This window comes from Novosphingobium bradum (genome assembly GCF_042646485.1).
Lineage (GTDB): Bacteria > Pseudomonadota > Alphaproteobacteria > Sphingomonadales > Sphingomonadaceae > Novosphingobium > Novosphingobium bradum.
Genome location: NZ_JBHRTQ010000010.1, coordinates 188556 through 212117 on the forward strand (window position 1 = coordinate 188556; position 23562 = coordinate 212117).

25 protein-coding genes are annotated in these 23562 nt (G+C 68.8%); 13 read left to right on the forward strand and 12 right to left on the reverse strand.

All coding sequences use genetic code 11. The annotated features are described in order from the left end of the window. Window positions 1–106: 106 nt before the first annotated feature. Both ACFOD9_RS12185 and ACFOD9_RS12190 read left to right on the forward strand, forming a co-directional pair. Entirely contained in the window at window positions 107–313 is a 207-nt protein-coding gene (locus tag ACFOD9_RS12185) for a hypothetical protein (RefSeq protein WP_379510386.1), read from the forward strand. An 88-nt stretch (window positions 314–401) separates the two neighbouring features. Further along, on the forward strand, window positions 402–845 hold the full coding sequence (locus ACFOD9_RS12190) for a YbjN domain-containing protein (RefSeq protein WP_379510387.1): 444 nt from the start codon (window positions 402–404) through the stop codon (window positions 843–845). A gap of 261 nt (window positions 846–1106) precedes the next feature. Here ACFOD9_RS12190 and ACFOD9_RS12195 read toward each other — a convergent pair whose 3' ends face one another. Next, window positions 1107–1604 carry a hypothetical protein gene (locus tag ACFOD9_RS12195; protein WP_379510388.1) on the reverse strand — a complete coding sequence of 166 codons (498 nt, stop codon included), beginning with the start codon at window positions 1602–1604 and terminating at the stop codon, window positions 1107–1109. Window positions 1605–1676: 72 nt separating this feature from the next. On the opposite strand from ACFOD9_RS12195, the gene ACFOD9_RS12200 reads away from it, so the two are divergent. Next, window positions 1677–1988: a hypothetical protein gene (locus ACFOD9_RS12200; protein ID WP_379510389.1), complete on the forward strand. Its 312-nt coding sequence runs from the start codon at window positions 1677–1679 to the stop codon at window positions 1986–1988. Between the two features lie 15 nt (window positions 1989–2003). On the opposite strand, the gene ACFOD9_RS12205 is transcribed toward ACFOD9_RS12200, so the two are convergent. Genes ACFOD9_RS12205 through ACFOD9_RS12215 form a run of 3 tightly spaced genes read right to left on the reverse strand, consistent with a single transcriptional unit; the run spans window position 2004 to window position 3567 of the window. Further along, complete coding sequence (locus ACFOD9_RS12205) at window positions 2004–2432, reverse strand: DUF3883 domain-containing protein (RefSeq protein ID WP_379510390.1); 429 nt, start codon at window positions 2430–2432, stop codon at window positions 2004–2006. 10 nt (window positions 2433–2442) lie between these two features. Next, window positions 2443–2874, reverse strand: a complete 432-nt coding sequence (locus ACFOD9_RS12210; RefSeq protein ID WP_379510391.1) for a hypothetical protein — start codon at window positions 2872–2874, stop codon at window positions 2443–2445. A 3-nt stretch (window positions 2875–2877) separates the two neighbouring features. Further along, on the reverse strand, window positions 2878–3567 hold the full coding sequence (locus tag ACFOD9_RS12215; RefSeq protein WP_379510392.1) for a hypothetical protein: 690 nt from the start codon (window positions 3565–3567) through the stop codon (window positions 2878–2880). Window positions 3568–3861: 294 nt separating this feature from the next. Between ACFOD9_RS12215 and ACFOD9_RS12220 the strand changes: the two genes are divergently transcribed. After that, on the forward strand, window positions 3862–4515 hold the full coding sequence (locus ACFOD9_RS12220; protein ID WP_379510393.1) for an outer membrane protein: 654 nt from the start codon (window positions 3862–3864) through the stop codon (window positions 4513–4515). Window positions 4516–4589: 74 nt separating this feature from the next. Here ACFOD9_RS12220 and ACFOD9_RS12225 read toward each other — a convergent pair whose 3' ends face one another. Next, window positions 4590–6782 (reverse strand): AAA family ATPase, encoded by a 2193-nt coding sequence (locus ACFOD9_RS12225; RefSeq protein WP_379510394.1) that lies wholly within the window; start codon window positions 6780–6782, stop codon window positions 4590–4592. Window positions 6783–6862: 80 nt separating this feature from the next. Here ACFOD9_RS12225 and ACFOD9_RS12230 point away from each other — a divergent pair, with 80 nt between their 5' ends. Further along, window positions 6863–7030: a hypothetical protein gene (locus ACFOD9_RS12230; protein ID WP_379510395.1), complete on the forward strand. Its 168-nt coding sequence runs from the start codon at window positions 6863–6865 to the stop codon at window positions 7028–7030. Between the two features lie 21 nt (window positions 7031–7051). Here ACFOD9_RS12230 and ACFOD9_RS12235 read toward each other — a convergent pair whose 3' ends face one another. Then, window positions 7052–8533: an ADP-ribosylglycohydrolase family protein gene (locus tag ACFOD9_RS12235; protein WP_379510396.1), complete on the reverse strand. Its 1482-nt coding sequence runs from the start codon at window positions 8531–8533 to the stop codon at window positions 7052–7054. Between the two features lie 128 nt (window positions 8534–8661). Between ACFOD9_RS12235 and ACFOD9_RS12240 the strand changes: the two genes are divergently transcribed. From ACFOD9_RS12240 to ACFOD9_RS12260, 5 genes are all read left to right on the forward strand, one after another. Next, complete coding sequence (locus ACFOD9_RS12240) at window positions 8662–9294, forward strand: recombinase family protein (protein ID WP_379510397.1); 633 nt, start codon at window positions 8662–8664, stop codon at window positions 9292–9294. Between the two features lie 573 nt (window positions 9295–9867). Continuing rightward, window positions 9868–10152: a hypothetical protein gene (locus tag ACFOD9_RS12245; RefSeq protein WP_379510398.1), complete on the forward strand. Its 285-nt coding sequence runs from the start codon at window positions 9868–9870 to the stop codon at window positions 10150–10152. A gap of 11 nt (window positions 10153–10163) precedes the next feature. Next, entirely contained in the window at window positions 10164–10343 is a 180-nt protein-coding gene (locus ACFOD9_RS12250; protein ID WP_379510399.1) for a hypothetical protein, read from the forward strand. A 38-nt stretch (window positions 10344–10381) separates the two neighbouring features. Continuing rightward, on the forward strand, window positions 10382–10804 hold the full coding sequence (locus tag ACFOD9_RS12255; protein ID WP_379510400.1) for a hypothetical protein: 423 nt from the start codon (window positions 10382–10384) through the stop codon (window positions 10802–10804). Next, window positions 10797–11750: a tellurite resistance TerB family protein gene (locus ACFOD9_RS12260; protein WP_379510401.1), complete on the forward strand. Its 954-nt coding sequence runs from the start codon at window positions 10797–10799 to the stop codon at window positions 11748–11750. The genes ACFOD9_RS12255 and ACFOD9_RS12260 overlap by 8 nt, the downstream gene beginning before the upstream one ends. 7 nt (window positions 11751–11757) lie before the next feature. Here ACFOD9_RS12260 and ACFOD9_RS12265 read toward each other — a convergent pair whose 3' ends face one another. Continuing rightward, window positions 11758–13398 (reverse strand): hypothetical protein, encoded by a 1641-nt coding sequence (locus tag ACFOD9_RS12265; protein ID WP_379510402.1) that lies wholly within the window; start codon window positions 13396–13398, stop codon window positions 11758–11760. A 161-nt stretch (window positions 13399–13559) separates the two neighbouring features. On the opposite strand from ACFOD9_RS12265, the gene ACFOD9_RS12270 reads away from it, so the two are divergent. Genes ACFOD9_RS12270 through ACFOD9_RS12280 form a run of 3 tightly spaced genes read left to right on the forward strand, consistent with a single transcriptional unit; the run spans window position 13560 to window position 19048 of the window. Then, window positions 13560–14819, forward strand: coding sequence for an exonuclease SbcCD subunit D C-terminal domain-containing protein (locus ACFOD9_RS12270; protein ID WP_379510403.1), 1260 nt, complete (start codon window positions 13560–13562; stop codon window positions 14817–14819). A gap of 3 nt (window positions 14820–14822) precedes the next feature. Further along, the gene (locus ACFOD9_RS12275; RefSeq protein ID WP_379510404.1) at window positions 14823–18527 is read left to right on the forward strand and encodes an AAA family ATPase; all 3705 of its coding nucleotides are present in this window, start codon (window positions 14823–14825) and stop codon (window positions 18525–18527) included. Continuing rightward, on the forward strand, window positions 18524–19048 hold the full coding sequence (locus ACFOD9_RS12280) for a 3'-5' exonuclease (protein WP_379510405.1): 525 nt from the start codon (window positions 18524–18526) through the stop codon (window positions 19046–19048). Before ACFOD9_RS12275 ends, ACFOD9_RS12280 begins: the two co-directional genes overlap by 4 nt. 180 nt (window positions 19049–19228) lie before the next feature. On the opposite strand, the gene ACFOD9_RS12285 is transcribed toward ACFOD9_RS12280, so the two are convergent. The 5 genes from ACFOD9_RS12285 to ACFOD9_RS12305 form a co-directional block, all read right to left on the reverse strand. Continuing rightward, complete coding sequence (locus ACFOD9_RS12285) at window positions 19229–19600, reverse strand: helix-turn-helix domain-containing protein (protein ID WP_379510406.1); 372 nt, start codon at window positions 19598–19600, stop codon at window positions 19229–19231. Window positions 19601–19611: 11 nt separating this feature from the next. Next, window positions 19612–19914: a type II toxin-antitoxin system HigB family toxin gene (locus tag ACFOD9_RS12290; protein WP_379510407.1), complete on the reverse strand. Its 303-nt coding sequence runs from the start codon at window positions 19912–19914 to the stop codon at window positions 19612–19614. A gap of 61 nt (window positions 19915–19975) precedes the next feature. Beyond that, on the reverse strand, window positions 19976–20455 hold the full coding sequence (locus tag ACFOD9_RS12295; RefSeq protein WP_379510408.1) for a DUF1643 domain-containing protein: 480 nt from the start codon (window positions 20453–20455) through the stop codon (window positions 19976–19978). Between the two features lie 261 nt (window positions 20456–20716). Continuing rightward, on the reverse strand, window positions 20717–22204 hold the full coding sequence (locus ACFOD9_RS12300) for a DUF2779 domain-containing protein (protein WP_379510409.1): 1488 nt from the start codon (window positions 22202–22204) through the stop codon (window positions 20717–20719). Window positions 22205–22314: 110 nt separating this feature from the next. Beyond that, the gene (locus ACFOD9_RS12305; RefSeq protein ID WP_379510410.1) at window positions 22315–23439 is read right to left on the reverse strand and encodes a hypothetical protein; all 1125 of its coding nucleotides are present in this window, start codon (window positions 23437–23439) and stop codon (window positions 22315–22317) included. Window positions 23440–23562: the final 123 nt, after the last annotated feature.

Below are 23562 nucleotides of genomic sequence, written 5' to 3' on the forward strand. Positions count from 1 at the left end.
TGCCCCTTATCCACCCTTCGCTTGTGCCGCCGTCCGAGGACGAGGAAGTCACCGCCGACGTGGTGCAGCTGATGGTCGCGGCCACGTTAACGGGCTGTGCCACGTCATGGCCGGGGTGGCGCGGCGCCATGCCTTCTCCGCCGGTGAGATCGAGGCGCTCTACGAGGCCATGATCGCCCCGCTCGACGATCCCGATCACGGCGACGACCCGGTGCTGGTCTCGGCGCGCGACACGGTCGACCGGGTGCTCGGCGAGGCGCTCGCCCGGCGGCGCGGCGGCCTGCCCTCGCGCGGTCGGAGCGCGCGGCGATGATGCCCCATGTCTGGTCCGCACTGAACATCCCGGCAACCGGCGCCGCGCCTATCGCCTCCCACATTTCGACCCCATCAGGAGAATGCCCATGATTCCCCAGGAAGGCGTGACCATCGAAGCCCTGTCCGGTCTGCTCGACGACGCCGTGATCGACTGGACTCTGACCGGCGGCGAGAACCTCTACGTCACCGGCCTCGACGTGCCGCTGTGGGTGGAGCACGAGCCTGACCCCGGCCGCATCACCCTGCGGACATGCTGGCCCGTTCGACCCGAGGCCGACGACGTCGAGGTCCTGCACCTCGCCAACCTGTGCAATTCCAGCCTCGTCATGGTCCAGTTCTGGTTCGACCCCGACCTGCGCCGGTTCTTCGGCCAGTACGCCCTCCCGTGCCGCGACGGGCTCGACCGCCGCCAGTTCATCCGCGTCTTGCGCAGCTTCGCGGAGATCTTCCGGATCGCCCTGCGCGAAAAGGACGAGGACGACGTGCTGTGCGAACGCCTGGGCGACGGCAGTGGGGCGGCGGTGGCTTAGCCTACCCAGCACTTCGCTTCAAGAACAAGGCCTTGCACCACAAGCGCCACACGACCTATCAGGAGGAACAATGAAGTATATCTGCAGTATCTGCGGTCACCGGTCCTCGTCAGCCTCGTCCGGGTCCTGTTCCCGCTCACCCTCCCGCTCGCACGTCTACATCGCGGAAGGGCCTGCCGGATACCTGTGCAAGTTCTGCGGCCACACGTCCGGCAGTGCATCAAGCGGCGGCTGCAGCGCAAGCCCGTTCAAGGCCCACCACTACATCGCCAAGCACGGCGGCCGGTACGCCTGCATGCACTGCGGACACACCTCGTCGAGCGCCTCGTCGGGCTCGTGCAGCCGCAGCCCGCATGGGCGGCATGAATATGTCTGAGGAATCCGAATGAGCCAGCTTTCCCCCGCGGCCGAAGCCTTCCGCGCCGCGTCCAGGACCCGGCCCGGTTCCTCGAAACCTGCGACGGCGGCGATCCCGGCACGCCGGAGCGACCCTCGGTCTGGCTTCTGGGGATCGAACCGGGCTGGAGCCTGGCCGACCAGGCTGCCGACGACCGCGACACCCCGCCGGACCCGCGCCTCGCCCGCTACCAGATCGGTCTCCAGCTCGGGTGGCCCTACAACCGCAACGCCTTCAAGCTGCTCGCCGCGCTCGAAGGACACGACCCGGCCGAGTACCGCGCCTTCGCCGAGCAGGCCCGCCCGTTCGAGCAGGGCTCGACAGGCTACTTCAAGGGCAATCTGTTTCCCGAACCCTTCCACGATGTCGGCGCGTGGGATGCAGGCGCAGTCGAGGCGACAGGCTTCGCCACCAAGGCCGAATACCAGGAGTGGATGCGCGGCGCCCGCTTCGCCGTGATGCGCCAGTGGATCGACCGCTGCCGCCCCCGCCTCGTCATCGGCACCGGCCTCGCCCATCTCGCCGATTTCCTCGCCGTCACCGGCACGGACGAAATGCCGGCGCCCCACCGCTTCGAGGTCAACGGGCGGCCCAAGCGGATGCACGTTGCTACCTCCGGAGTTGTGCCGCTCGCGGTGGTGCCGCACCTCAGCGGCGGGCCGCACGGGCTGAACAGCAATGAAGCGGTGCGGATGGCGGCCGAATTCGTTCGGCCCGCGATCACGGGAGAGGCCGTCGCCGCGTAACCTTGCGCTGGCGAACTAGCGCAGCGCCGCCAGGAAGCTCGTCGGCGTGAGTTCGGCATGGGCTTGCAGGGGCGGGCGAAGCGCGAAGGCCTTGGGCGCTCGAGCAAAGTCCCACACCCGCACCAGTTGCCAGTGTTCCCGGCGTTCTTCGGCAACGGCCAGTTCGTTGCGGCTGATATGAAAAGGCGTCCGATCCCATCCATTGGTGGTCTTGACCTCGATCAGGCGGTCGTGGCCATCCGAGGTGAAGCTAAGGATATCAAAACCATAGCTATCGCCGTCCTGAACTGACGTCCAGCGCACCTTGTCGGCCAGATCGTCTCGCCCGGCGCTACGCAACGTCGAGATTTCGTGCTGCAGCACCAGTTGCTCGCCCGCCTTGCCCAAGGCCCGGTTGCGGGCATCGCGTTCAGCCACGTCGTATTTGCGGCCAATCGCCGTCATGAACGCAGGATCAATGGGGGGGCGGTTCGTTGCGCTGGGTGGGCGGCGGCCCGATCCACAATGAAGGGGCATCCGGGCCCAACCGGTCATGGCCGAGGGTTGCGCCCTGCTCGCCGACCGACAGGCCGCGCCGCCGAGCCATTGGCTGCCACCAGTCCGCGCGAGCTTCGAGCCAGCGCAGCACACCGTCAACCAGCGCGTTCTGGAAGTTCGCCGCCGGCTTGTATCCCGTGATCCATGGTTGGCCGAGGCCGAGCATCACCGCGCTGATGTTCTGGTGCTTGAACTCGACCGAGCCCTTGCTGCGCCCGGTCAGCTCCTGCAGCGCGCGGTTGTGTTCCGCCTTGTTGAAGGGCACGTCGGCGAGTTCGTCGGTAAGCATGGCGAAATAATCCGCCACGATGAGATCGATCTCCCGGTCGCTCCAGGCATCCGCCAGCACGGACTACTCCACCACCGGATAGTTCGGCATCGGCCACGCGAACGCCGGGTTGTCCATCATCAGGTCCACAAACAGCGGCAGCAGGCACCCGAGCAGCGCCGTTCCGTCCCGCACTTGGTTGCGGTTGGCACTGGAGTTCCAGGTGGCGCCGCCGTGGACGAGCTGGTTGCGCAGGACATAGAGCCGGCCGAACAGGATCGAGAGGATCGTCGCCGTGTCGTGCCGGGCGAGCGCGGAGTTGATCGCCAGGCGGTCGCGCTCGAGCCGGTCGCGCCAGTCGGCGAAGCCGGCCACGCCATTGTGGTGGTGCCAGAACGGCGCAAAGACGTAGCGGTTGTCTAGCAGGACGCGGATTTCCTGGGGAAAGCGCTGCCAGACCATGTCGTAGATTCGGTGCTTGCCATCGAAGGCGACCAGCGTGGTGAAGAAGCGCATGAACAGGTCGCGCTCGCGCTGGATTTCCGCGCCCAGCGCCAGGCCCACGTCGCCGGCATAGGTCGCGTTGAAGCCGATCCACAGCAGGATGAAGCGCACGTCGCCGTCATTCGCCTCGTCCTCGGCCCGGCGTAACCAGGAGAGCGCGCGGTGCACCCGCAAGGTCAGCGGCGTCGGGAAGCCGTCGCGCAGCGCGCGCTGCTTTTCTTTGAGGCTGTCGGGGTGGAGCGGGTGGCCGGCGGGGTGACGGTGGGGCATGGCCGGCAGGCTAGCGGGTGAGGGCGTTGGACGAAAGCACCAAACAGTCATGCGACAGAACTGGACGTCAATTCAGAATCAGGTTTCAATCGATACTTCAAAGTATCAGGTTGTCGTCAGCGCGAGTGCATAACTAAATCCATTGCATTATAAATTGATGCGACATTACTGGTCGTGCCACGAATAATATCGATTGTACAATCGGTGTTATTTCTTCCCATCTTCGCGCTCTCTTTATAGAGGGCCGCTTTCCGCCGACCAAAACTCCTCGGCGGTCAACAATTGAGGGAAACCATGAAGAAGTATTTCGCGATTCTCGCCGCCACTCCGGTCGCCTTCGGTGCGCAGGCCGCGCTCGCCGCTCCGCTCGCGGGCCCCTACATCGGCGTCCAGGGCAACCACGATGCTTATGAGGTCAAGGCCCAGGGCCTGAACATCAGCGGCACCAGCGTCTCGGCCGACGGCATCAGCGGCAACGGCAAGGGCGCCAGCATCTACGCCGGCTATGACCTGCCGCTTGCCCCCTCGGCCTTCGTCGGCCTCGAAGCCGGCTTCGACTACAGCGGCGCCGGAATTTCGCTGTCGGCCGCCAATGGCGGCAACACAGTGGGCACCAGCATCAAGGCCCGCGAGACCTACTCGATCGCCGCCCGCCTCGGCGTCGTCGTCGGCGGCAGCACCGGTCTCTATGCCAAGGCCGGCTATGCCAACACCCGCTTCAAGGCAAGCGCCCAGCAGAACGGCGTCACGCAGTTCGCCGACAGTCGCCACCACGGCGCTTTCGTTTATGGCGGCGGCATCGAAACCGGTCTGGTCCAGAACGTCTCCGTCCGCGCCGAATTCACCGTTTCGGACTACGGCAGCGCCGGCCTTGACCAGGACTTCGGCGTGACCGGTATCAAGGTCAGCAACAGCAAGACTTCGGTGGGCATCTCCTACCGCTTCTGATCCCGCTCCTGAGGGGCAACTTGAAGGGCGCCGCGGCCACCGCGGCGCTCTTTTTCCTGCTTCCAGTCCTGGCTTCAGAACCCTAGCTTGGCCCGTCTGCCGTCGCGCGCGGCCACGGTCTCGGCCAGCCAGCGGACCAGCAGCGTCGGGTCGTCCACGCCCAATACTTCGGCGCGCTGGCGGGCCTGGGCGAAATCCCCGGGGGTCAAGCCGCCGATCCGGTCGAGCGCGGACGGGGCGGGCCGGCCGAAGGTGGCGGCATGGAGCGCCCGTGCCCTTTCTGCATCGAGCGGGGCGAAGTCGACCCGCAGGGTGAAGCGCCGGGCGGCGGCATGATCGAGTGCGGGGGCGCGGTTGGTTGTGGCGACGAAGCGGATGCGGCCGCGCTCCATCTGGCGCAGCATCTCGTTGACCATGGACACCTCCCAGCTGCGCAGCGCCATGTCGCGCGCGAACAGGAAGCTGTCGGCCTCGTCGACCAGCAGCAGCGCCCCGCGCCGCTCGGCCCGGGCGAACAGGTGGGCAATCTGCTCCTCGGTCTCGCCGACATAGGGCCGCAGCAGGTCCGATCCGGAAACGGCGATCACGTCGATCCCGGCGCGTTCCGCCAAGTGCCGCGCGAAGGCCGACTTGCCGGTGCCCGGTGGGCCGGAGAGCAGCAGCGACCAGGGCCGGGGGCTGGCGGTCAGTCGTGCAGCCAGGTCCGCCAGGTCGCAATCGGCTGCGGACAGGGCTGGATCGAACGCGGCCCCAACCACCTCCCGACCACCCTGCGCGAGGCGACCCGAAGCAAGTGCCAGATCGCGCGCCAAGGTAACCACGCCCCCGGCCGTTTCCCCCAGCATCTCTCCGCTGCGCAGGGCGGCCGAGATGATCGCCGGGCTCGCCCCGAGGCCGGCAAGATCGTCGGCGAGCCGGCCCGCATCCTCGTCGGCCAGCGCCAGCGCGTCCCCGGCCCGTTCGACCATGCGCCGGGCGATGTCGCGCCGCGCGGCGGTATGCGGCAACTCGAAACCGATCGCCATGTCCATCCGCCGTACGACCGGCTCGCCGAGCATCGCCGGATCGTTCACGATCCACACGTGCGGCCCGCTACCCTCCTCGACGAAGCGGTTAAGCCACAGCTTGGAGCCGCGCTTCTCGATGCCGAAAGTGAACAGGTCGTCTGCCTCGTCGATCAGCAGAACGGTGGCCGCGGGCCGCGCCAGCAGGCGGCGGCACAGTCGCAGGTGGGCGATGCGCTCGGCGCGTGTCGGTTCGGAACCCACATCGTCAGCCTCGCCAACCGACACCGTGGTCGCACCAAGGCTGTTCGTGACCAGGCGGGCGAACTCGGTCTTGCCGGTGCCGGGCGGCCCATAGAGGAACAGGTTGACCCGTGCCCCGGTCGTCAGGGCCTTTCCCACCAGCCTGCGCGCCCGGTCCAGGTCATCGCGCATATGGGCGAAGTCCTCGTCCCGCAGCGGCGTGGCCGGGGCCACCGGCAGGAGCCGGGCCAACATGTCGGCCTCGGTCACGGCATCGCTGCGCAGGAATTCCACGATGAAGTCATGCAGGTGCAGGCTGATGCCGTTGTTGTTGCCATCCTCCTCCGCCAGGCCCCGGAGGATGAGGTTGCCGTTGGACGAATGGGCCCGATAGGCATCCGCCTCGGAAATCCCTAGCATCAACGACACGGCGGGCACGTTGCACATCCCCTCAGCCTTGGCGATCTGCTCGGCCAGCTTCTGCCAGATATGGTAGATTGAACGCCGCGCCATCAGGCCCAGTATCGCCCCATCGGGCACCTCCAGGGCCATGGTGCGCATGAGGAAATCGACGCGGCGGTCCAGCGGACTGGCGGGGCCGTCTTGCGCCGCAGGCAAGGCCTCGGCCATCGCCGCCAGCACGGCCCGCCGCTCCGCCCGTGGCAGCTCGTCGAAGTCCTCGACTTCGGCGGCCTGCGCCGGCAGGTCCAGCGCCAGGCTCCGGGCATTGTTGCGCAGGAAATGGAACAGCGCCTTGGCCATTCCGAAACTGCCCTCCTGGCGGCACTGCGCGATCAGCCGCCGCAGCGCCACCAGGAGCACCTCGCGCTCCGCCCACCCTTCCGAACCCTGGCCCAGTTCGCCGAAGGAAAGCGCGACCCCTCTCTCCGCCCAAAAGAACTGCCGCCGCTTCCGTTCATCCGCCATGCCTGCCACTCCGTTTCGTCTGAAGAGATCGGCAGGTAGCCCGCAACTGCGACTGATTCGGTCGTAGGGGGGCACGGCAATGCAGGGGACCATTGCGCCCCGCCCGCGCCGGGGCAACAGTGCCGGCGCGGGCCCGCCGGGAAAGCGGCCTCGCCGGACAGGACCATCACCCCATGATCAGCCGCCAGAAACTGCTCTTCGAAATTGCCCAGTTGCGGCACGCCTATGCCCAGCTCGTGCGGGGCGAGGTCAAGGATCAGCGGGAGTTTGCCGAGGGATTGATCGCCCCGGCAATCCGGTTCCTCGAAGGCCTCGCGGTCCTGCCCGAAGCCGATCAATAGCCCGGTACGGACCATCCCGATTCAGGTGTCGCGCTGGTCGAACAGCCGCCCGGCCACGGCTTCGATCCGCGCTCCCAGCGCAACCTGCTCGCGCCACTCGGCCGGGATGCCGTCCACCCCGTAGAGGGCGCCCGCCAACTGGCCGGTGATTGCCGCCGTGGTGTCGGCATCTTCGCCCAGGTTGGCGGCGAGCAGGACCGCCTCGGCGAAAGTGCCGGTGCGAGCGACGCACCACAGTGCGGCTTCGAGCGAGTGGGCGACATAGCCGCTTGCGCGGATCTCCGCGCGGCGCTTGCCGCGCCACGAGCCAGCCATGATCGGTGCGATCCGTCCCGACCATCCACCGGAGCGCGGTGCCAGCACCTCATCGCGCGGCAGGCCATTGATCGCGTCAGCAAGGCATTCGGCGAAGGCAATGCAGGCGTCTATCGCCTCGGGCGCGCCGTGAGTGGTGCGGCTTTGGCGCTCGGCCCAGTCGCGCATCCGCTCGCGGTCGCGGAAGGAGGCGACGGCAACGGGCGCGAGGCGCATCAGGCTGCCGTTCCCCGCGCTCTGCTGATCGGTCGAGCCCGCCAGCGGATCGCCGTTGCGCTGGAAGCGGCTGAGCGCGGCGCTGGTGGTCACCCCGATATCAAAGCAGATGCCGGTGCAGGAATAGGCGCCCTCGTCGCGCCACTTCACGAATCGGCGCATCAGGTCGGCCTCGTTGAGGCCGTCGCAGGTCTCCAGGCTGTCGCCCAGCGCGAGCGCCATGGCGGTGTCGTCGGTCCATTCGCCGGGCCTGAGGCGGAAGGGACCGCCGCCGTCCATGCCGGTCAGCCGGGGCTGGGCGTCGCGCCGGGTAAACTCCAGCGTGGTGCCCACCGCATCGCCCACGGCGAGGCCGAGGAAGGCCCCCTGCGCGCGGCGGCGCATGGCGTCCAGCGAGGTGTCGGGAAGCGCCTCGGCGACAGGCCCCTGCGCGCGCACGTGCCGCTCCTGCGCCGTCGTCTCGATCGCGCCCGGGCGCACCCGGCGCACGGCGGCGATGGCCGCGGCGGGCTCCCACCCGAGCTCCACCAGCAACCGCGCCGAAATGGTCCCGGCGCGGCCGAGCCCTCCCTTGCAATGGACCAGCACGTCGAAGCCCGCCTGCAGCAGACCGCGCAAGACAGGGCCATGGCGCCGCCATTTGGCCTCGAAGGTGGCGTTAGGCCCGGTCACGTCCGGGATCGGCAGGTGATACCAGGCCATGTGCCGGTCGGCCACGGCCTCTCCCATCCGCTCGACGTTGAGCGCAGCCAACTCGTGATCCTCCACCAGCGTCACCACGGCGGCCGCGCCCCATGCGGCCACCGCGTCGAGATCCAGGCCAAGGTCGCGCGCCCAGGCCCCGCTGAAGGCGCTGGCCTGATGCTTGCCGGGGCAGAAGGTCAGGCCCACGCGGCCCCAGTTGCTCGCAGTCGCCCCGGTGCCCGCGGAAATGGTCGCGATTTCAATCGGGTGGGTCAGGCTGGTGCGCATAAACAGATCTCCTTCAACCTTGCTTCTTCACCGCGATCTACGGCAATGACGTCGCGATAACCGGGATCGGTGGCCCCTTGGGGGCTGCTCGGGATTTTCCGGATCGAGGCGGCGGGGGAGGGAGACGCATGAAACGCAAGGCCATCGGCTTCTACTGGACCTTGCCCGCGCCCTGGGCCGGTTTCACCGACATCGGCAAGGGCGACGTCGATGAGGCCGCCCGCCGCAGCCGCACCATCCGCTACCAGCGCGAAGCCTGCCGCCGCCATGCCCGCGAGCACGGCCTGGACCTCATCCACGAGGTGGCCTTCCTCGAAACCGAGCCCGACCGCGGCACCGAGTTCATCCGCGGCCCCCTCGAACAGATCGCCCCCCTGTGCCGCGACCAGCACGCCAGGGTGCTCTACGTCGATTTCAAGGTGCTCGAAGGCTGGCGCCGCAACGACGCGCTCCACGCCGAAGCCACCCGCCTCGGCCTCCGGCTCGACCCGGTCTGGCCCCGCGACCTCCCGCTGGACGACGGCCCCTACGACCCGGCCGAACACTTCAGCGCCTGGCGCCACGACCACCAGCGCTGGATGGCCGACAAGCCCGCCCGCGCCGCCACCGCCCGCACCCGCGCGCTGGATCTCGCCGCCACCGGGGCGAAGAACCCCGCCATTGCCGCGACCCTCAACGCCGAGGGCCTGCCAACCCCGACGGGCAAGGAATGGACCGCCGACGCCTTGCGCAAGTTCCTCGCCCTCCCGACAAACTCCTGACAAGCCGCCGACAGGCTTGCGACAACTCGCAGCCTGTCTCGACAACCTCCTGACAACAAGAAAGCGCCGGGAATCCGCGTCCTGGCGAGCTGACAGGTTGTCGCTCTTTTTTGTCCGCCGCCCGACAAGCCGCCCGCGCATGAATCCAGGAAATGGGGCCGTTCAGGGCTGGAGATCGCGCCGGTATTCATAGGCCACGCCATGCTCGTCAGCGCAGTCGCGCACGGCGTAGTGCGTGACGATCCGCGCCTTGAGCAGGCCGGCCAAGGCCTCGGGCGTCGGCTGTTAGGCCAGGCCGAGCAGGCTGGCCAGCTGCGCCTGCCCTCGGCGCCGAACCGCACCTGCACGGCGAACTCGTAGTCCACGTCTTCGCCGAAGTGATAGTATTCGGCCACGACCACCCCGTCCTCCACCGTGAAGCTCTGCCCCCGGGTGGGATCGAACTTGCCTGTCATCGTGTGGCTCCCTTCTGCTGACGCCCTGCTATCGGCCACTTGCGACAGGACCGGTCGCAGGTTTTGGCGGACCTCTTTACTTCACCCGGCCTGACGCCAAGCTCTGCCTCGTCGCCAGATGGATGGAACCGTCATGCTCATCGCCTTCGTGATTACCGCCTTCATCATCGCCGTCCTGATCGTCGGCCCCGGGCAGGTCGTGCTGCGCCTCGCGCAATGGGCCGGCGCGCTGGTCGTCATGGCCGGGGCAAGCCTGCTGATGATGTACGTCGTGCCTATCGTCATGATGATCGTCCTCGGCCTCGCCGCCTTCGCCGGTCTGGTCGCCCTGTTCGTGTACCTGTTCGGCCTGCCGGGAAGCAGCGGCGGCTCCGCCGGGGTCCCCCGGATCGGGCGCGACTGAGAAAACTCGTCGTGACGGTGTTCGGCTACGGGGTGTTCGCGGCGCTCGGCCTGCTGCTGCTGTGGTCGGCGCCTCTGCGCCGCCTGGCCCTCGGCCTGGTCGTGCTGGCGCTCGGTGCGGCACTGGTCATCCTGCTGACGCCGATGGTCTTGCTAAATGCCATCGGCAACTTGTTGACCTCGTCCTTTTGATCGATACGCATGACTTGAAATAATTGAGGGGGCCAATCGTGAACGACGTATCCGCCGTCGAAATCATCTGGGACAAGACCCCCACCCGGCGCGAACTCGCCGGCCAGCTGGACCGCATCGCCATGCCGGCCGATGCCAAGGTGCTGATGGGCAAGCTGCTGGAAACCACCACCGAAGTTGCGGGCAAGATCATCGAGATCGGCCGCAAGATCCTCGCCTTCGTGCTCGATCTGCTGAAGCGCTATCCGGCCACGGGACTGGGCGCACTGGTCGGTTTGACTGTGACTTTCCTGCTCGGCTCCGTGCCCTTGCTCGGGCTCGTCCTGGCCCCGCTGCTGGGTCCGCTTTTGACGGCCTTCATGATCAGCCAAGGCGCCTTGGTCGACATGCAGAACAGCGCGATCGAAAAGCAGATTGCCTTGTTCGGAGCCAAGCTCGATGCGGCCCTCGCCAATGGCTGAGGCCCCCTCCCCCTCCCCCGCCCCCGCCGAAGCCCTGACCTTCGACGCCACAGGCCTCGAGCAGGTCGTCGCCGATCCGCTCCGCTTCAAGCAGCAACTGCGCATCGGCGAGGATGTCTACGCCCTGCTGCGCCTGAAGAAGAACCTCTTCACCATCTCCGAAACCGCCGGCGCGGCGGGCACCGGCGCAGCCATCGCCGGCTCCTCGGCTGTCGCCAGTACCTTCTTCGCGCCCACGGGTCTTGCCGCCATGCTCGGCCTCGCCACGGCGGCAACGCCGGTCGGGTGGGTCGTCGCGGCGGCCGTCGTCGCCGGTGGTGGCTATTACGGGGCGAGCAAGTGGTTCTCCGGCAAGACCGGCGAATTCGTCGACACCGTGCCGAAATACATCAACACGCCCATCGACGTCCTCGGCGCGGCGCTGATCGACCTGCTCGGCAGCCTCGCCCTGCGTGTCGCCGCCATCGACGGGCGGATCGACGGCAGCGAACTCGCCTGCATCGCCGATCACTTCGTCCACGACTGGGGCTTCGACCCGGCCTACGTCACCCGCGCCCTCGAAGCCCTCACGCCCCGCGCCGACGACACCCGGATCAAGACCCTCGCCCGCAACCTCGCCGAATTCCAGGCCGCCAACCCCGATTGCAACGCCCCGGCCATGCAGGCCGAACTGATGAAGTTCCTGCGCGACCTGACCATGGCCGACGGCCGGCTGGACGAACGCGAGGAACTCGCCCTCGAAGCCATCGAACGCCTGTTCGAAGAGGAAAACCGCCTCAGCTGGGCCAAGGCCGGCGAAGGCCTGGTCGACACGGCCAAGGCGGCGGGGACCGTTGCGGGGGAAGCCGCCTCGACCTTGGGCAGCGCGGCCAAGAGCGTGGGCGAGACACTCGCGAGCAGGCTGGCGGAGGCGGCCCAGGCAGTGCGAGCCAAGGTCAAAGACTGAACCCCCGCTACATCCCGAAAGCCTTGAGGGCAGCGTCGAAGGCTCCCTCAAGTCCGTGCCGCACCGGTCCACCGCGACGGAGGGCCATTGGCGCTTCCTCGAGGACCAGCACCCCCGCGCCAGAGTCGACCCGGTCGCGCAGCAGCGAGACCTGGCCGCGCAGGTAGGGCACGAAGGTTTCGTTGCGGATCACCGAATAGGCCAGGTCCGCGCTGAAGCCCACCAGTTGATCCTGCGCGAACAGCCGGCCCGGGCCCGCCTGTTCCACCCGGACCCCGCGCCAGCCCTGGATCACGAGCCGGGCCGGGCCGTGGAACACCAGGAAGCGCAATTGCAGGGTCAGCCAGGCGTTGAGCGACAGCAGCCGCCAATGGCTGGTGATCCTGAGGGGGCGACCCACTGGCTTCACCACCGCCACCAGGGCGCGCGGGTGCAGCGCCAGCGCGGCCCCCTCGGGCAGGGTCAGTTCGGTCACCTCGGCGAAGGGATCGGCGCGGGCCGAAATGGTCGCGCTCTGCCCGTCCCCGCGCAGGCGGGTCAGCCCGGCCAGCCCGGTGATCCACGAGGCCAGGGGGTGGTGCCAGTCAAGCAGCGCCCGCCAGCGCTTTTCCCCACCCAGCGAGGCGGACTGGAGAAAGCCCTCGCGCACCAGGAGTTCCTCGCCCGGCGAGATCACCACCGCCACCGACACCGCCGAAGGCGGCGCGGGGGAGATTGGAGCGCCGCCGCTGCCGGGGACGCGCAAGCGGATCGTTCGCCGACGCTCGGCCCAAGGCGCCAGCACGAAGTAGAACAGGGTACGGATGAAGTAGGGCGTGGCTATGATCAGCGCCAGCGCACCCACCGCGCGCCACAGCACACTGGTCATGTGCTGGTCGGCCCAGACCCGCCCGAGCTGCGCCCTGAGGCTGCGCTCGGCCTCGGCGCGGCCGGCCCCGCCGAACCAGGCCACCGCCTGCGCCGCCCCGTCCTCCGCTTGCCGGCGCAGTGCCCGAGCCTTGGCCAGGGCATCCCGGGCGCTATTGTACCAGCCCATTTTGGCGCGCGCGTCGGCACATGAGCGTTTGTAGGCAGCGTACAGGTTGCTCCGATCTAGCTTGTTCTTCCCGGTCAACAACTCGGCAACCGCCCCGCGGAAGGATTGATCACGGTGATCCCTGTCGAACGCCTTGACCTTCTCGCGTGCGTTGTTGCAGGCGCGCGCAGCCGCGTTTGCCGCCGCTCGGGTTGGTTCCAGCGACGGGAACGCATCAGCCTCCTGTCGAGCAGCCTGCAGCGCTACGCCCAGCACCTCGGCCCGCTCCCTCCCCGCTTTGAGCCGCAGCGCAATCCATCCCCGCTGCGGATCAAGGCGCGCCAGCGGGTTGAGCCGGGCGAGCAGGCCACGATGCGCGGCATCGTAGGCCGACAGTTCCGTCTCGGCCTGCCTCACGTCGGCCAAGGCTTTGCCGTGCATCGCCTGCAGCTGCTGGACCGAACCCGCTCGGACCGCCCCGGGTAGCGCTTTCATGTCCGCCATGATCCCGGTCACCGTCTCGGCATGGCCGTGTGGATCCGCCACCCGGCGCCCCATCGCGACCAGGTCGGCCCGGTTGTTCCACACCAGCAGGGCCGCGACCAACAGCACGAACACCGCCAGCCTTCCCATAACGAACCGCAATCCCGCCTTCACGCCAGCCCCCTACCAAGTCATCCCGCGGAGCTCTGGCAAAGCCGTTCGGCCGAAACAAGCGCCGCAAACCGTCCGCGCTCACCTGCGACCGCTTCTGACGCTTGTCCTCGCCACTATGCCCGGCAATGACCACGCCCATGCCCACCTCCGCCCCGCCCACCCTGGTCCACACCTCCGACTGGCACCTCGGCCACGAGCTGGCCGACCACCCGCGCGAGGCGGAGCACCGGCTGTTCCTCGCCTGGCTGCTCGACCAGCTCGACGAGCAGTCGGCCGATGTCCTGCTCGTCACCGGCGACGTCTACGATGTGGCCAATCCGCCGGTCTCGGCCATGCGCCAGCTCTACGGTTTCCTCCACGAAGCCTGCCGCCGCCGGCCCGCCCTGCAGGTCGTGATCCTCGGCGGCAACCATGACAGCGCCGGCAAGATTGAACTGCCCGGTCACCTCCTCGGCGAGGGGCAAGTGCGGCTCGTCGGCTCGCTCCCCCGGCGTGATGGACAGGCAGATGCCGAGACGCTGCTGGTCCCCCTCGCCGGCGCGGACGGCGAAACCGCCGCCTGGCTCGCCGCCGTGCCGTTCTGCCGGCCGGGCGATCTCGGTGCAGAGACGTTGCAGCAGCTTTACACCCGCGTTGCAGACACCGCCTTTGCCCGGGCGGAGGGGCTGCCGGTGATCCTCTCGGGCCATCTCCACGTCTCCGGCGGAGCCGTGTCCGAGCTGTCGGAACGGCGGATCGTGGTCGGCGGGCAGGAGGCGGAAGCGGCCAGCCTGTTCGACCCGCGCGCCGCCTATGTCGCGCTCGGCCACCTCCACCGGCCCCAGCAGATCGCCGCGGAATGCCTCGTCCGCTATGCCGGCTCCCCCTTCCCCCTCTCCGCCACCGAGCGCCCCTACCGACACTCGATCACGGTGCTGGAGGTTTCCCCAGAGAAACGGAGCGAAGGCGAGGCGCAGGTACGCGAGGTGCTGATCCCCCGCCCGGTCCCCTTCCTCGCCGTGCCCGAAACCGGCGCAAAGCCGCTGGACGAGGTGGTCGGCCTGATCGAGGCGCTGGAACTCGACGATAGCCTCGCGCCCGAGCTCACGCCCTTCCTGGAGGTCAACGTCCTGGTCACCGGCCCCGAGCCGCACCTCCAGGCGCGCATCCACGCCGCCTTGGCTGACAAGCCGCTGCGCCTCACCCGGATTGTCCGCCAGGTCGCCGGCAGCGCGGAGGGCGCGCCCGCGTCCCTGTCCGCCACCGACCTTGCCGACCTGATGCCGGAAGCCGTCTTCGCCTCGCTCCATGCCCAGCGCTTCGGCGGCGAACCGCCAGCGGAAGACCTCGCCCGGGCCTTCGCGGAGCTGCTGGTCGAGGCCCAGCACATGGACAACATCGCCGAGGGGGAAGCCTGAGTCATGCACATCCTCGCCATCCGCGGCCGTAATCTCGCCAGCCTCGCCGACGATTTCGACATCGACTTTGCCGCCGAACCGCTCGCCTCGTCGGGCATCTTCGCCATCACCGGGCCGACCGGCGCGGGCAAGTCCACCCTGCTCGATGCGGTGTGCCTCGCGCTCTATGGCGAGATCCCGCGCCTGCGCGCGGCCCCATCGAGCGGCCGGATCGGCGCGGAGGAAACCGGGCTCGGCACCCGCGATCCCCGCGCGATCCTGCGCCACGGGACGGGTGACTGCTTCGCCGAGGTGGAGTTCGCCGTGTCGGGCGGGGCCACCTACCGCGCTCGCTGGTCGGCCAAGCGTGCCCGCGGCAAGGCCGATGGGCGCTTCCAGAGCAATGAGCACGCCTTCGAGCGGATCGATACAGCGGAACGGCTCGGCGGCACCCGCACCGAAACCCTCGCCGCGATCCAGCAGGTGATCGGCCTAACGGCAGAACAGTTCGGCCGCGCGGTCCTCCTCGCCCAGGGCGATTTCGAGGCCTTCGTCCGCGCCGACGCCAACGAGCGCGCGCTGCTGCTGGAACGGCTCACGGGATCGGAAATCTACGCCCGTCTCGGCCAGCGCGCCTTCGAGAAGGCCAGGGCGCTCGAAACCGGGCTCGACGACTTGCGCCGCCAGATCGCCGCCCAGAACGGCCTTGATGACGAGCAGCGGGCCGAAGCGGAATCGGCCTGCGACGATGCCCGAGCCGCCGAGCAGGCGGCCCTGGCCGCGCTGGAAGCACTGCAGGAGTTCCGCCGCTGGGAGCATGCGGAGGCCAGCCTCGCGCATGCAGTCGCTATCGCGCAGGCAGAGGCCGCAGCAGCCGAGCAGGCTGTCACCGAGGCCGATCCGCGCCGCGCCGCCCTTGCTCGCGCCCGCCAGGCCCTGAAGCTGACGCCCGCCTGGGAAGCCGCCGCCGAGGCCGGGCACAAGCACTCCGCCGCCGAAGCGCGCATCGTTGAGGAACAGCAGGCGCTGGCCCTGGCCGAAGATGCGAGGAAAATCGCCGAACAGGCCGAAGCGGAGGCCCGCACAACACTCGCCGCCTGCGCCGCGCGCGCGACTGACCTCGAGCCCGAATTCGCCCAGGCCCGCGTGCTCGACCTGCGCCTCGCCGAAGCGACCGAGCGCCGCGAAAAGGCCGCCCAGGATGCCGAGCGGCAGCGCCATGCCGCTGCAGCAGCGGATGCCGAGCAGCGAACTGCCGCCGAAACGTTCGCAACCGCCACACGCCACCACGCTGCGGCGCAGGACTGGCTCGGCGCCCATGCGGACCTCGGCCAGGTCGCCCTGCGTCGAGAGGAACTTGCAGGCCAGCTGGCCGACCACGCCCGCGCCAGCGGCGTCGCCGCGCGACACGAAGCCGACCACGCCGGGCACGAAGCGGCGCAACTACAGGCCCTTGGCCGGTGGAGCAACGCCGAGGAGGTGCTCAGGACCGCGCTGGAGAGCCACGAGGCCGCCGCCCGGGCGCTGGCCGCCGCCGAGGTAGCCCTGCCTCCGGAGACCCGCCTGGACGAACTGGCCGGGCGCCGCGAACGTCTGCTTGCGTTGCAGACCCGGCTTGGCGTCGCCGCGGAAGCAAGGCAGCGCAGTGCCGAGGCCGATCAGGCGCTCACTCTCACCCGCACCCAGCTTCGGGCGGCTGGCGACCAGCGCACAGAGGCCGAGGCGCGCCAAGCCGATCTCGCCACCCGCTTGCCGGACCTCGGTGAGCGGCTCGGCAAGGCCCGACGCCAGCTGTCGTTCCTGGCCGCCGCCGCGGGCGATGCCGCCGCTACGCTGCGCTCCAGCCTGCAGGACGACGAGCCCTGTCCGGTCTGCGGCTCGGCATATCACCAGCTGGCCCGGTTCGACGACAGTCTCGAAGCCCAGTTGCGCCCGCTGCGAGAGGAGGTGGCCCGCCTCGAAGCCAACCAGGACGCGCTGTCGGGCCAGCACGCGAAGGCGAGGCTGGAGATCGCCACCCTCTCCGAGCGGCTCGACCTGCTGGAGCGCCAGCAAGCCGACCAGCTCGGGCTGCTTGCCCGTGCCGGCGCTGCTCTCGATGAGGCCGAGGCGGCGCTGGGGGAGGCCGCAACGGCGGAAGGGTTCGTCCCGGATGCCGATGAACTGCCGACCGCGGTCGGCACCGCGCTTGACGATGCCGCAGCCGAGATGGCCCGGCTTCAGACCCTTCGCGGCACAGTCGTCACCGCCCGCGCCGCCGAACGGCAGGCACGCACCCGCCGCGATGCTGCGAGCGAGGACCATGTTGCCGCCTGCGACAGGCTCGCCCACGCTACTCGCGCACGGGACGACAGAGCCCGGGAAGCGACTGCGGCGCGCGAACAGGCCGACCGGCTCGCCCTGGCGCTCGACCGCTGGCTCGCCCTGCTGACGGATTGGCGTGCCCTCGCCGATGCGCGGGCATGGCTGGCGGACGAATGCGTGGCCTGGGATACCCGGCGTACCGCGCGCGACCGCCTCGCCGCCGACCTCCCCACCCAACGCGATAACGCCACACGCACCGAGGCCGCCGCCGTCAGCGCTCGGCAGCAGGCCGAAGCCACCGACCAGGCTTTCGCCGCGGCCGATCAGGTTCGGGCCAGGCTGACCGCCGAACGCGCCGCGCTGCTGGATGGCGCGGAAGTCGCCACGGTCGAACAGCAGCTCCAAGCGGACAGCCGCCAGGCCGAGAATAGGCTCGCTGCGGCATCGGGCGCCCGCGAGCAGGCCGCCGGCAAGGCTCTGGCCGCCGGCACCCGCCTTGCCGAATACCGCAGGCAGCTGGCCGAGGCGGCCACCGAACAGGCTGCCCGGCGCGAGCATTTCGACGGGGCCCTTGCCGAGGCAGAGTTGGCGGAAGCGGAGGTGGTGGCGGTGGCCGTCCAGGGCGAAGCAGCCCTTTCCGCCGAGAGCGAAGCCCTGACCGCGTTGGACCGTGCCCGCGAAACCGCCCGCGCCTTGGCTCGCCAGCGCGAAGGGGACCTTATCGTTCACCGGCAAGCCAAGGCCCCAGAGTTGCGCGGCGCAGATCTCGCCGCTGCGCTCGACTCCGCACAAGCCAATCTCGACGCCGCCGCCAAGGCGCATCGCGAAGCCGATCTCCTGCTGCGCCAGGACGACGGCGTCCGCGACCGCACCGCCTCGCTCCGCGCCGAGCTGGACCACAAGGCCGCCAAAGCCGACGTCTGGCTGCGCCTGAACGACCTCGTCGGCGACCGCACCGGCGCGATCTTCCGCCGCTTCGCCCAGGGGCTCACCCTCGAACGCTTGCTCGCCCACGCCAACGCCCGCCTCGCCGAACTGAAGCCCCGCTTCACCCTCGAACGCGGCACCGGGGGCGAGATGCTGATCCAGGTGGTGGACAACGACATGGGCGGCGAGGTGCGCGGCCTGCACAACCTTTCGGGCGGCGAACGCTTCCTCGTCAGCCTCGCCCTCGCGCTGGGGCTCGCCGAAATGTCGACCAGCGGCGGGGTGCGGATCGAGAGCCTGTTCATCGACGAAGGCTTCGGCGCACTCGACCCCGCCAGCCTTGGCCATGCCGTCGCCCTGCTGGAGCAGCTCCACGCCACCGGCCGCCGGGTCGGCGTGATCAGTCACGTCGAGGAGCTGAAGGAGCGCATCCCGGTCAAGATCGAGGTGACGCCGACCGGGCGAGGCACGAGCCGGGTGGAGGTCGTCAGCGGATGAGCGAGGACCTGCGCTTCCGGTTCCCGCTCGCGGTCATCGACTTCGAGGCCACGGCGCTGTCGCTGGAGAGCTGGCCCATCGAGGTGGGCATCGCCGTCGCGCCGTCACCGGACGGGCCGGTCGAGATCTGGTCGAGCCTGATCCTGCCGGACCCGGCCTGGGACATCGCTGCACAGTGGGACCCCGATGCGCAGCGGGTCCACGGCATCAACCGCCGCGACCTGCGCGACGGGCGCGCTCCGGCCGGGGTGCTCGCAGAACTGAACGCGCGGCTCGAACCGCCATGGCAGGTCTGGTGCGACGGCGGGCCCTATGACCGGCACTGGCTCGACTGCCTTGTGAACGCAGCAGGCATTCCGCCCCGGTTCGAGCTGGTCGACCTCGCCGTCGCCACCCGCCAGGACAACGCGCTGCGCGGCCGCTATCGCGATGCCCTGACCGGCTCCCCACCCCACCGGGCCGGACCGGACGCAGAGCGGATCTGCCGGGCGCTGCTGCAGGCACTGAGACAGGCTGGTTAGCGCCCTGGCGGTTGTGGCGGGAACGGCACCCTGCTTGCGGCGTCTCGAACCCGAGGGGCCAATCCTGCGAGGAGCATGGTTCGGCCCCTGCCTATGTTGTCGCGGCTCAGCATCAGAAGCCTGAGCAGGACGGGCGTATCACCTAAGGGTTGGCCCTGTTCCATTGGGCCAGACCCCATTTCAGCCCTTGCTCGCCAGCTGGTATTCGCCGACGAGCCGGTCGGCCGGGATATGCCAGGCCTGGTGCAGCTTGCGAATCATGCCGAGGGTCAGCGGCCGCTGGCGCTTGAGCACCTCCGTGGCGCGGCTCTTGCCGATGACGGCGGTCAGGTCGCCCAGCGAGCGCCCGTTGAGCGCCATGTCGGCCTTGATGGTATCCACCGGGTCCAGCTCGGCCACCGGCCAGCGCCGGGCCTCCCAGGCATCGACCAGGGTGGCGAGCACGTCGAGCCGGTCGAATGCCTCAGTCCCTTCCCGCGCGTCCCACAGCCGCTCGATCTCGGCCACGGCGGTGCGATGATCGGCCTCGGTTCGGATGGGGGTGATTTCCATGGCCTGTTTCCTCAGAATTGGCTGACCGTCAGCGCATCAACCGCATCGTACTGCTTGTGCGTGCCGACGAATTTAACGAAGGCGATCTGCAAGTCGAAGCGGAGGGCTACGATCAGCCGGTAATTCCCGCCCGCAACCTCGAAGCGCACCCGCTCCGCGTTCAGCACCTTCGCCTTCGCGAACGCCGCCTTGACTTCCCCGGTGTTCCGCCAGCCCGCTTTCGTCACGACGGCGATCCAGTGTTCGAGCGACGGCCGGGTTTCCGGATGCCGCTCCCAGAACGCCACGAGGGTCGATCGGGCGATCAGTCTCATGGACACGCATTACCAGTTCCCAGAACGGGAATCAAGCGAAAGTTCCCAAAACGGGAACTGGTCACAAGGCCGAGGCCGCTGCGGCGAAGGCTGTGGTCTTGAGGTCCGCCGGCAGGTAGAGCGGATGGGACGGCTCTCCCGCGCCGGTCAGGCGGAGATAGTGCGGCTTCACCAGCATCGACAGGACTGCCTTGCTGCGCCCCAGGTGGCTGCCGTTGTTCCCCCATGCGGCGACGGTCAGGTCTGCCGATCCCGACAGACGGCCGAGCCATTCGTCGTTTTCCGGGCCGACCGGTTCGGGGGCGGTGAACAGGACGGCGGGGCTCGGGGTGCGGAAGGCGAACAGGTTGCCGACGGCGAGCGAGCCATAGCCCCAGCTCTTCGCGAAAGAGATGCAGCGGCCGATGGTCGGATCGTCCTCCAGATGGTCGGCGGTCGAGGGGTTCAGCATCACGAACAGAACGCGCGGGCCGCTGCCCCATTCGCGCGTCAGCGAATAGCGATACTGTCCGCAAGCCGAAATCGTCGCAGTCTTTTCCAACAGATTTTCCTCATAACTCGCATCAGCAAGTAAGGTTTGCCATTGCCATCGTGGCCATTCAACCCGCCGCCGGCGAAATCCTGGTATTGCGAGCGGCCCAGCGCCGCCCGCACCGGCGCCAGGTCAGCCCGCTCACCGCGAAATATCGCCCCGGGCAGACCGGCCGGTCACAGGCGATCACGCCGCAGAAGCGGCATACCTTGAAGAAGGAAACACACTTGCCGCCGCGCCGGCGGACCGGACACGGCCGCGCGGCGCGCATCACGCGCCGGGACCCTCCCCCGCCAGCCCCCGCAGGACCGCCACCATCGCGAGCGTATCCAGCGCGCAATAGGCCTTGAGCTGCTCCTCCAGCGCCCAGCGCCGGTCGGGCGCGCAGGCGGGGTCGACGGCCTCCAGCCAGGCATCCTGCGCTCCGCCCCCGTCCTTCACTTCGAGGCCCTCGTAGCCCAGCGCCGAGAGGGTGGGGAGCACGGCCTTGATCGACCACGAACCGCGTTGGTCGCGGTGGTACCAGTGTTCGCGGGCGACGGGCAGCAGGTCGACCGTGCGCGCCTCCATCGCCAGTAGCGGCGCGGCGAGATCGGGCACATCGCGGGCGAGTTCGCGCAGGACGCGCTTCTCGAAGGCGGCGTTATAGGCGATGACCGTGGCCTCGGGCGGGATCGCTGCGACCAGGGCCTCGGCGCAGCGCCCGCGCGGATCGCTGCCATCGGCGCAAAGGAATTCGTGGTGGGTCATCGCCCCGTCCGCGCTCTCGAGGTGGAGCGAGAACTGGAAGGGCACCTGCTGGTAGGGCCGGGTGCCGATCCAGCGCGGGATCGCCGGGTTGATCGTCTCGAAATCAAGGAAGGCGCGGGGGTGGCCCCAGTCGGTCATGGCGGCGCGGGCGCCTGGCCCATCGTGGAACGGCCGGTCGTCGCGGGTGGCGGCGAGCATCCGCGCGTGTTTGCCCGAAAGCGCCGCCTCGTCGAGCGCCAGCAGATCGTCGATACCCTGCGCCAGCCACTTCTTGCCGCCGCCATAGGGCAGGATCGTCACCGGCCAGTCGGGCCCCTGCGGCTGCCCCTTGGCGCACCAGGCGGCGAATTCGCAGGCGAAGGGGGAGGTGCAATGATCGCCCATGTCGCGCACCGGCTCGTCCGCGGCGAGCATCGCCCGCGCCTCGGCCACCACCTCCGGGCGGTGCCGTGCGATCCCGCGTGCCTCGCCCAGCAGTTCGGCATCGGCGAAAAGCCCGGCATAGTCCCCTTCGCGCTCCAGCACGAAGCCGGTTTCGATGTGGCGGATCGCCGCTCCGGCCAGCGTCAGCCCGGCTTCCTCCATCACCCACACCTGGGTGGCGAGATCGCCGAGGTGATAGTCCTTCGGGCCGGTCGAACTCTTGACCTCGGCCATGCGCCAGCCCTTGCGGCCTTCCGGGATGAGAATGTCGGCGCGCACCAGCACCCCGTCATGCTGGAAGGTCGCTTCGAACAGCGGCTCGGGGCCACGCGCGGCGACAAGCGCCGCCGTGCGGGTGAGCGCGGCGCCGAGATCCGGCTCAGCCTCGATCATTACCCCGCCGGGCAGGAGCGCACAGGCGAGGTCGCCCACGCTGTGTCCGGTGGCGAACCGCGCCTCGGCCCCGGCATCCTGTTCGGCGGCGGCCGGGTTGTGGATCATCAGCCACAGCCGGCGCGGGCATTGTTCAAACGCGGTGATGCGGGACTTGGAGAGGCCGAAGCGGCGGACTGGTCGAATCGTCATGACCGCCAAGCTACCGCCGCCCCTTGCGCGCGGATAGCCAGCGAAAATTAGGTGCGACCGTACTTGTCGCAGTGCGGATGAAGTTCCTCTGATGCGCGTAAGCTGCCCATTCAAACAGCCCCTGCCGCCATGCTGTCGCGAGCCTTGGCGGCGAGGTCGGCCAGAAAGTCGCGCAGACCCTCTGCCACGCCGGGTTCGTTCAACTGCAGCACGGAGAACGAGGGAAACCCGTTGAGTTTGGCAGTCGAGAGCGGTCCGACGATTCCGGTGAGGCGGTCGTAAAGTTGCTGGCGGACGGCCTCGTCGGCGAAGGCAGGCCGGCTCTTCAGATAGGCGAGGTTGAATTGAACCACGCCCTTGCCGGAACGCGAGAGGGCAAGCGGATAGAGTGTCGTGCGCGGCAGGTCGAACACGGCGATGATGGAACCTTGCGCGGTCGTGACCTCGGCATGGCCGCCTGCCGCATCAACAAGATCGACGTAGGCGGCTGTCGCGCGCAGTGTATCTGGTCCGTATTGCGCGAGGTGGCGGGTGATCCATTCGTCACGGCCAATCGCAGGCAAGGCCGTCGATCCGCCTGCCTTGGCAGCCTGGGCGCGTTCGGTCTCACCGATCACGCGGGGGGTAAAGGCCTTGATGCCCCGCCCCTCGAACCAGTTCAGCTCGACCGCGCGGACATCGGCCTTCATCTGCTCGTTGAGAAATTCGACGATCCGGGCCAGCTCGCGCGGGATCTGGTCGGCAACGAACACCAGCTTGATCCGTCCAGCGGCAAAGTTGGCGTCGACCTGCTGCCAGAAGGCATCGGGATCGGCTCCTTCCGGCAGAAATTCAGCCAGTAGTTGATCCGCGTCGCGCCCACCTTCGGTCGCCGTGGCGGCAAAGCCTGCGGCGATCGTCCCAGCCTTCCAGTAGGCCGTGCTGTTGGCGGCATAGTCGAGCATCTGGCCGACCACCTCGCGACGCAGGCGCGTGTCGCTGGCGCGCTTCAATTCGACCAGAACTGGCACGCCTTCGCGTGTCACGAACAGGTGATCGAGGGACCAGCGTCCGTCGCTTTCTCCATCGCCAATCGACTGTTCGCGCCGGATCAGCAGCAGGGTGCCATCCCGGTCGGCGATGATTTCGGGATATTCGGCGACCAGGCGCTGCATCGTATCCTCGTTCTCGGGCGCGGATGGACGCATCGCAGTGAGCTGGCCGTCGGCGACGGTGTAGATGATCGAACGGGTCATGGATTTTGAATTCTCTCGGAGTGGGCGGGCGTGGTGAACAGGTCTGCGGGATCACGCAAGTTGCACACGATGCCCGTACACAGTTGGAGAGCCTCGGTGCGACTTCAGCCGCACGCTCCAACT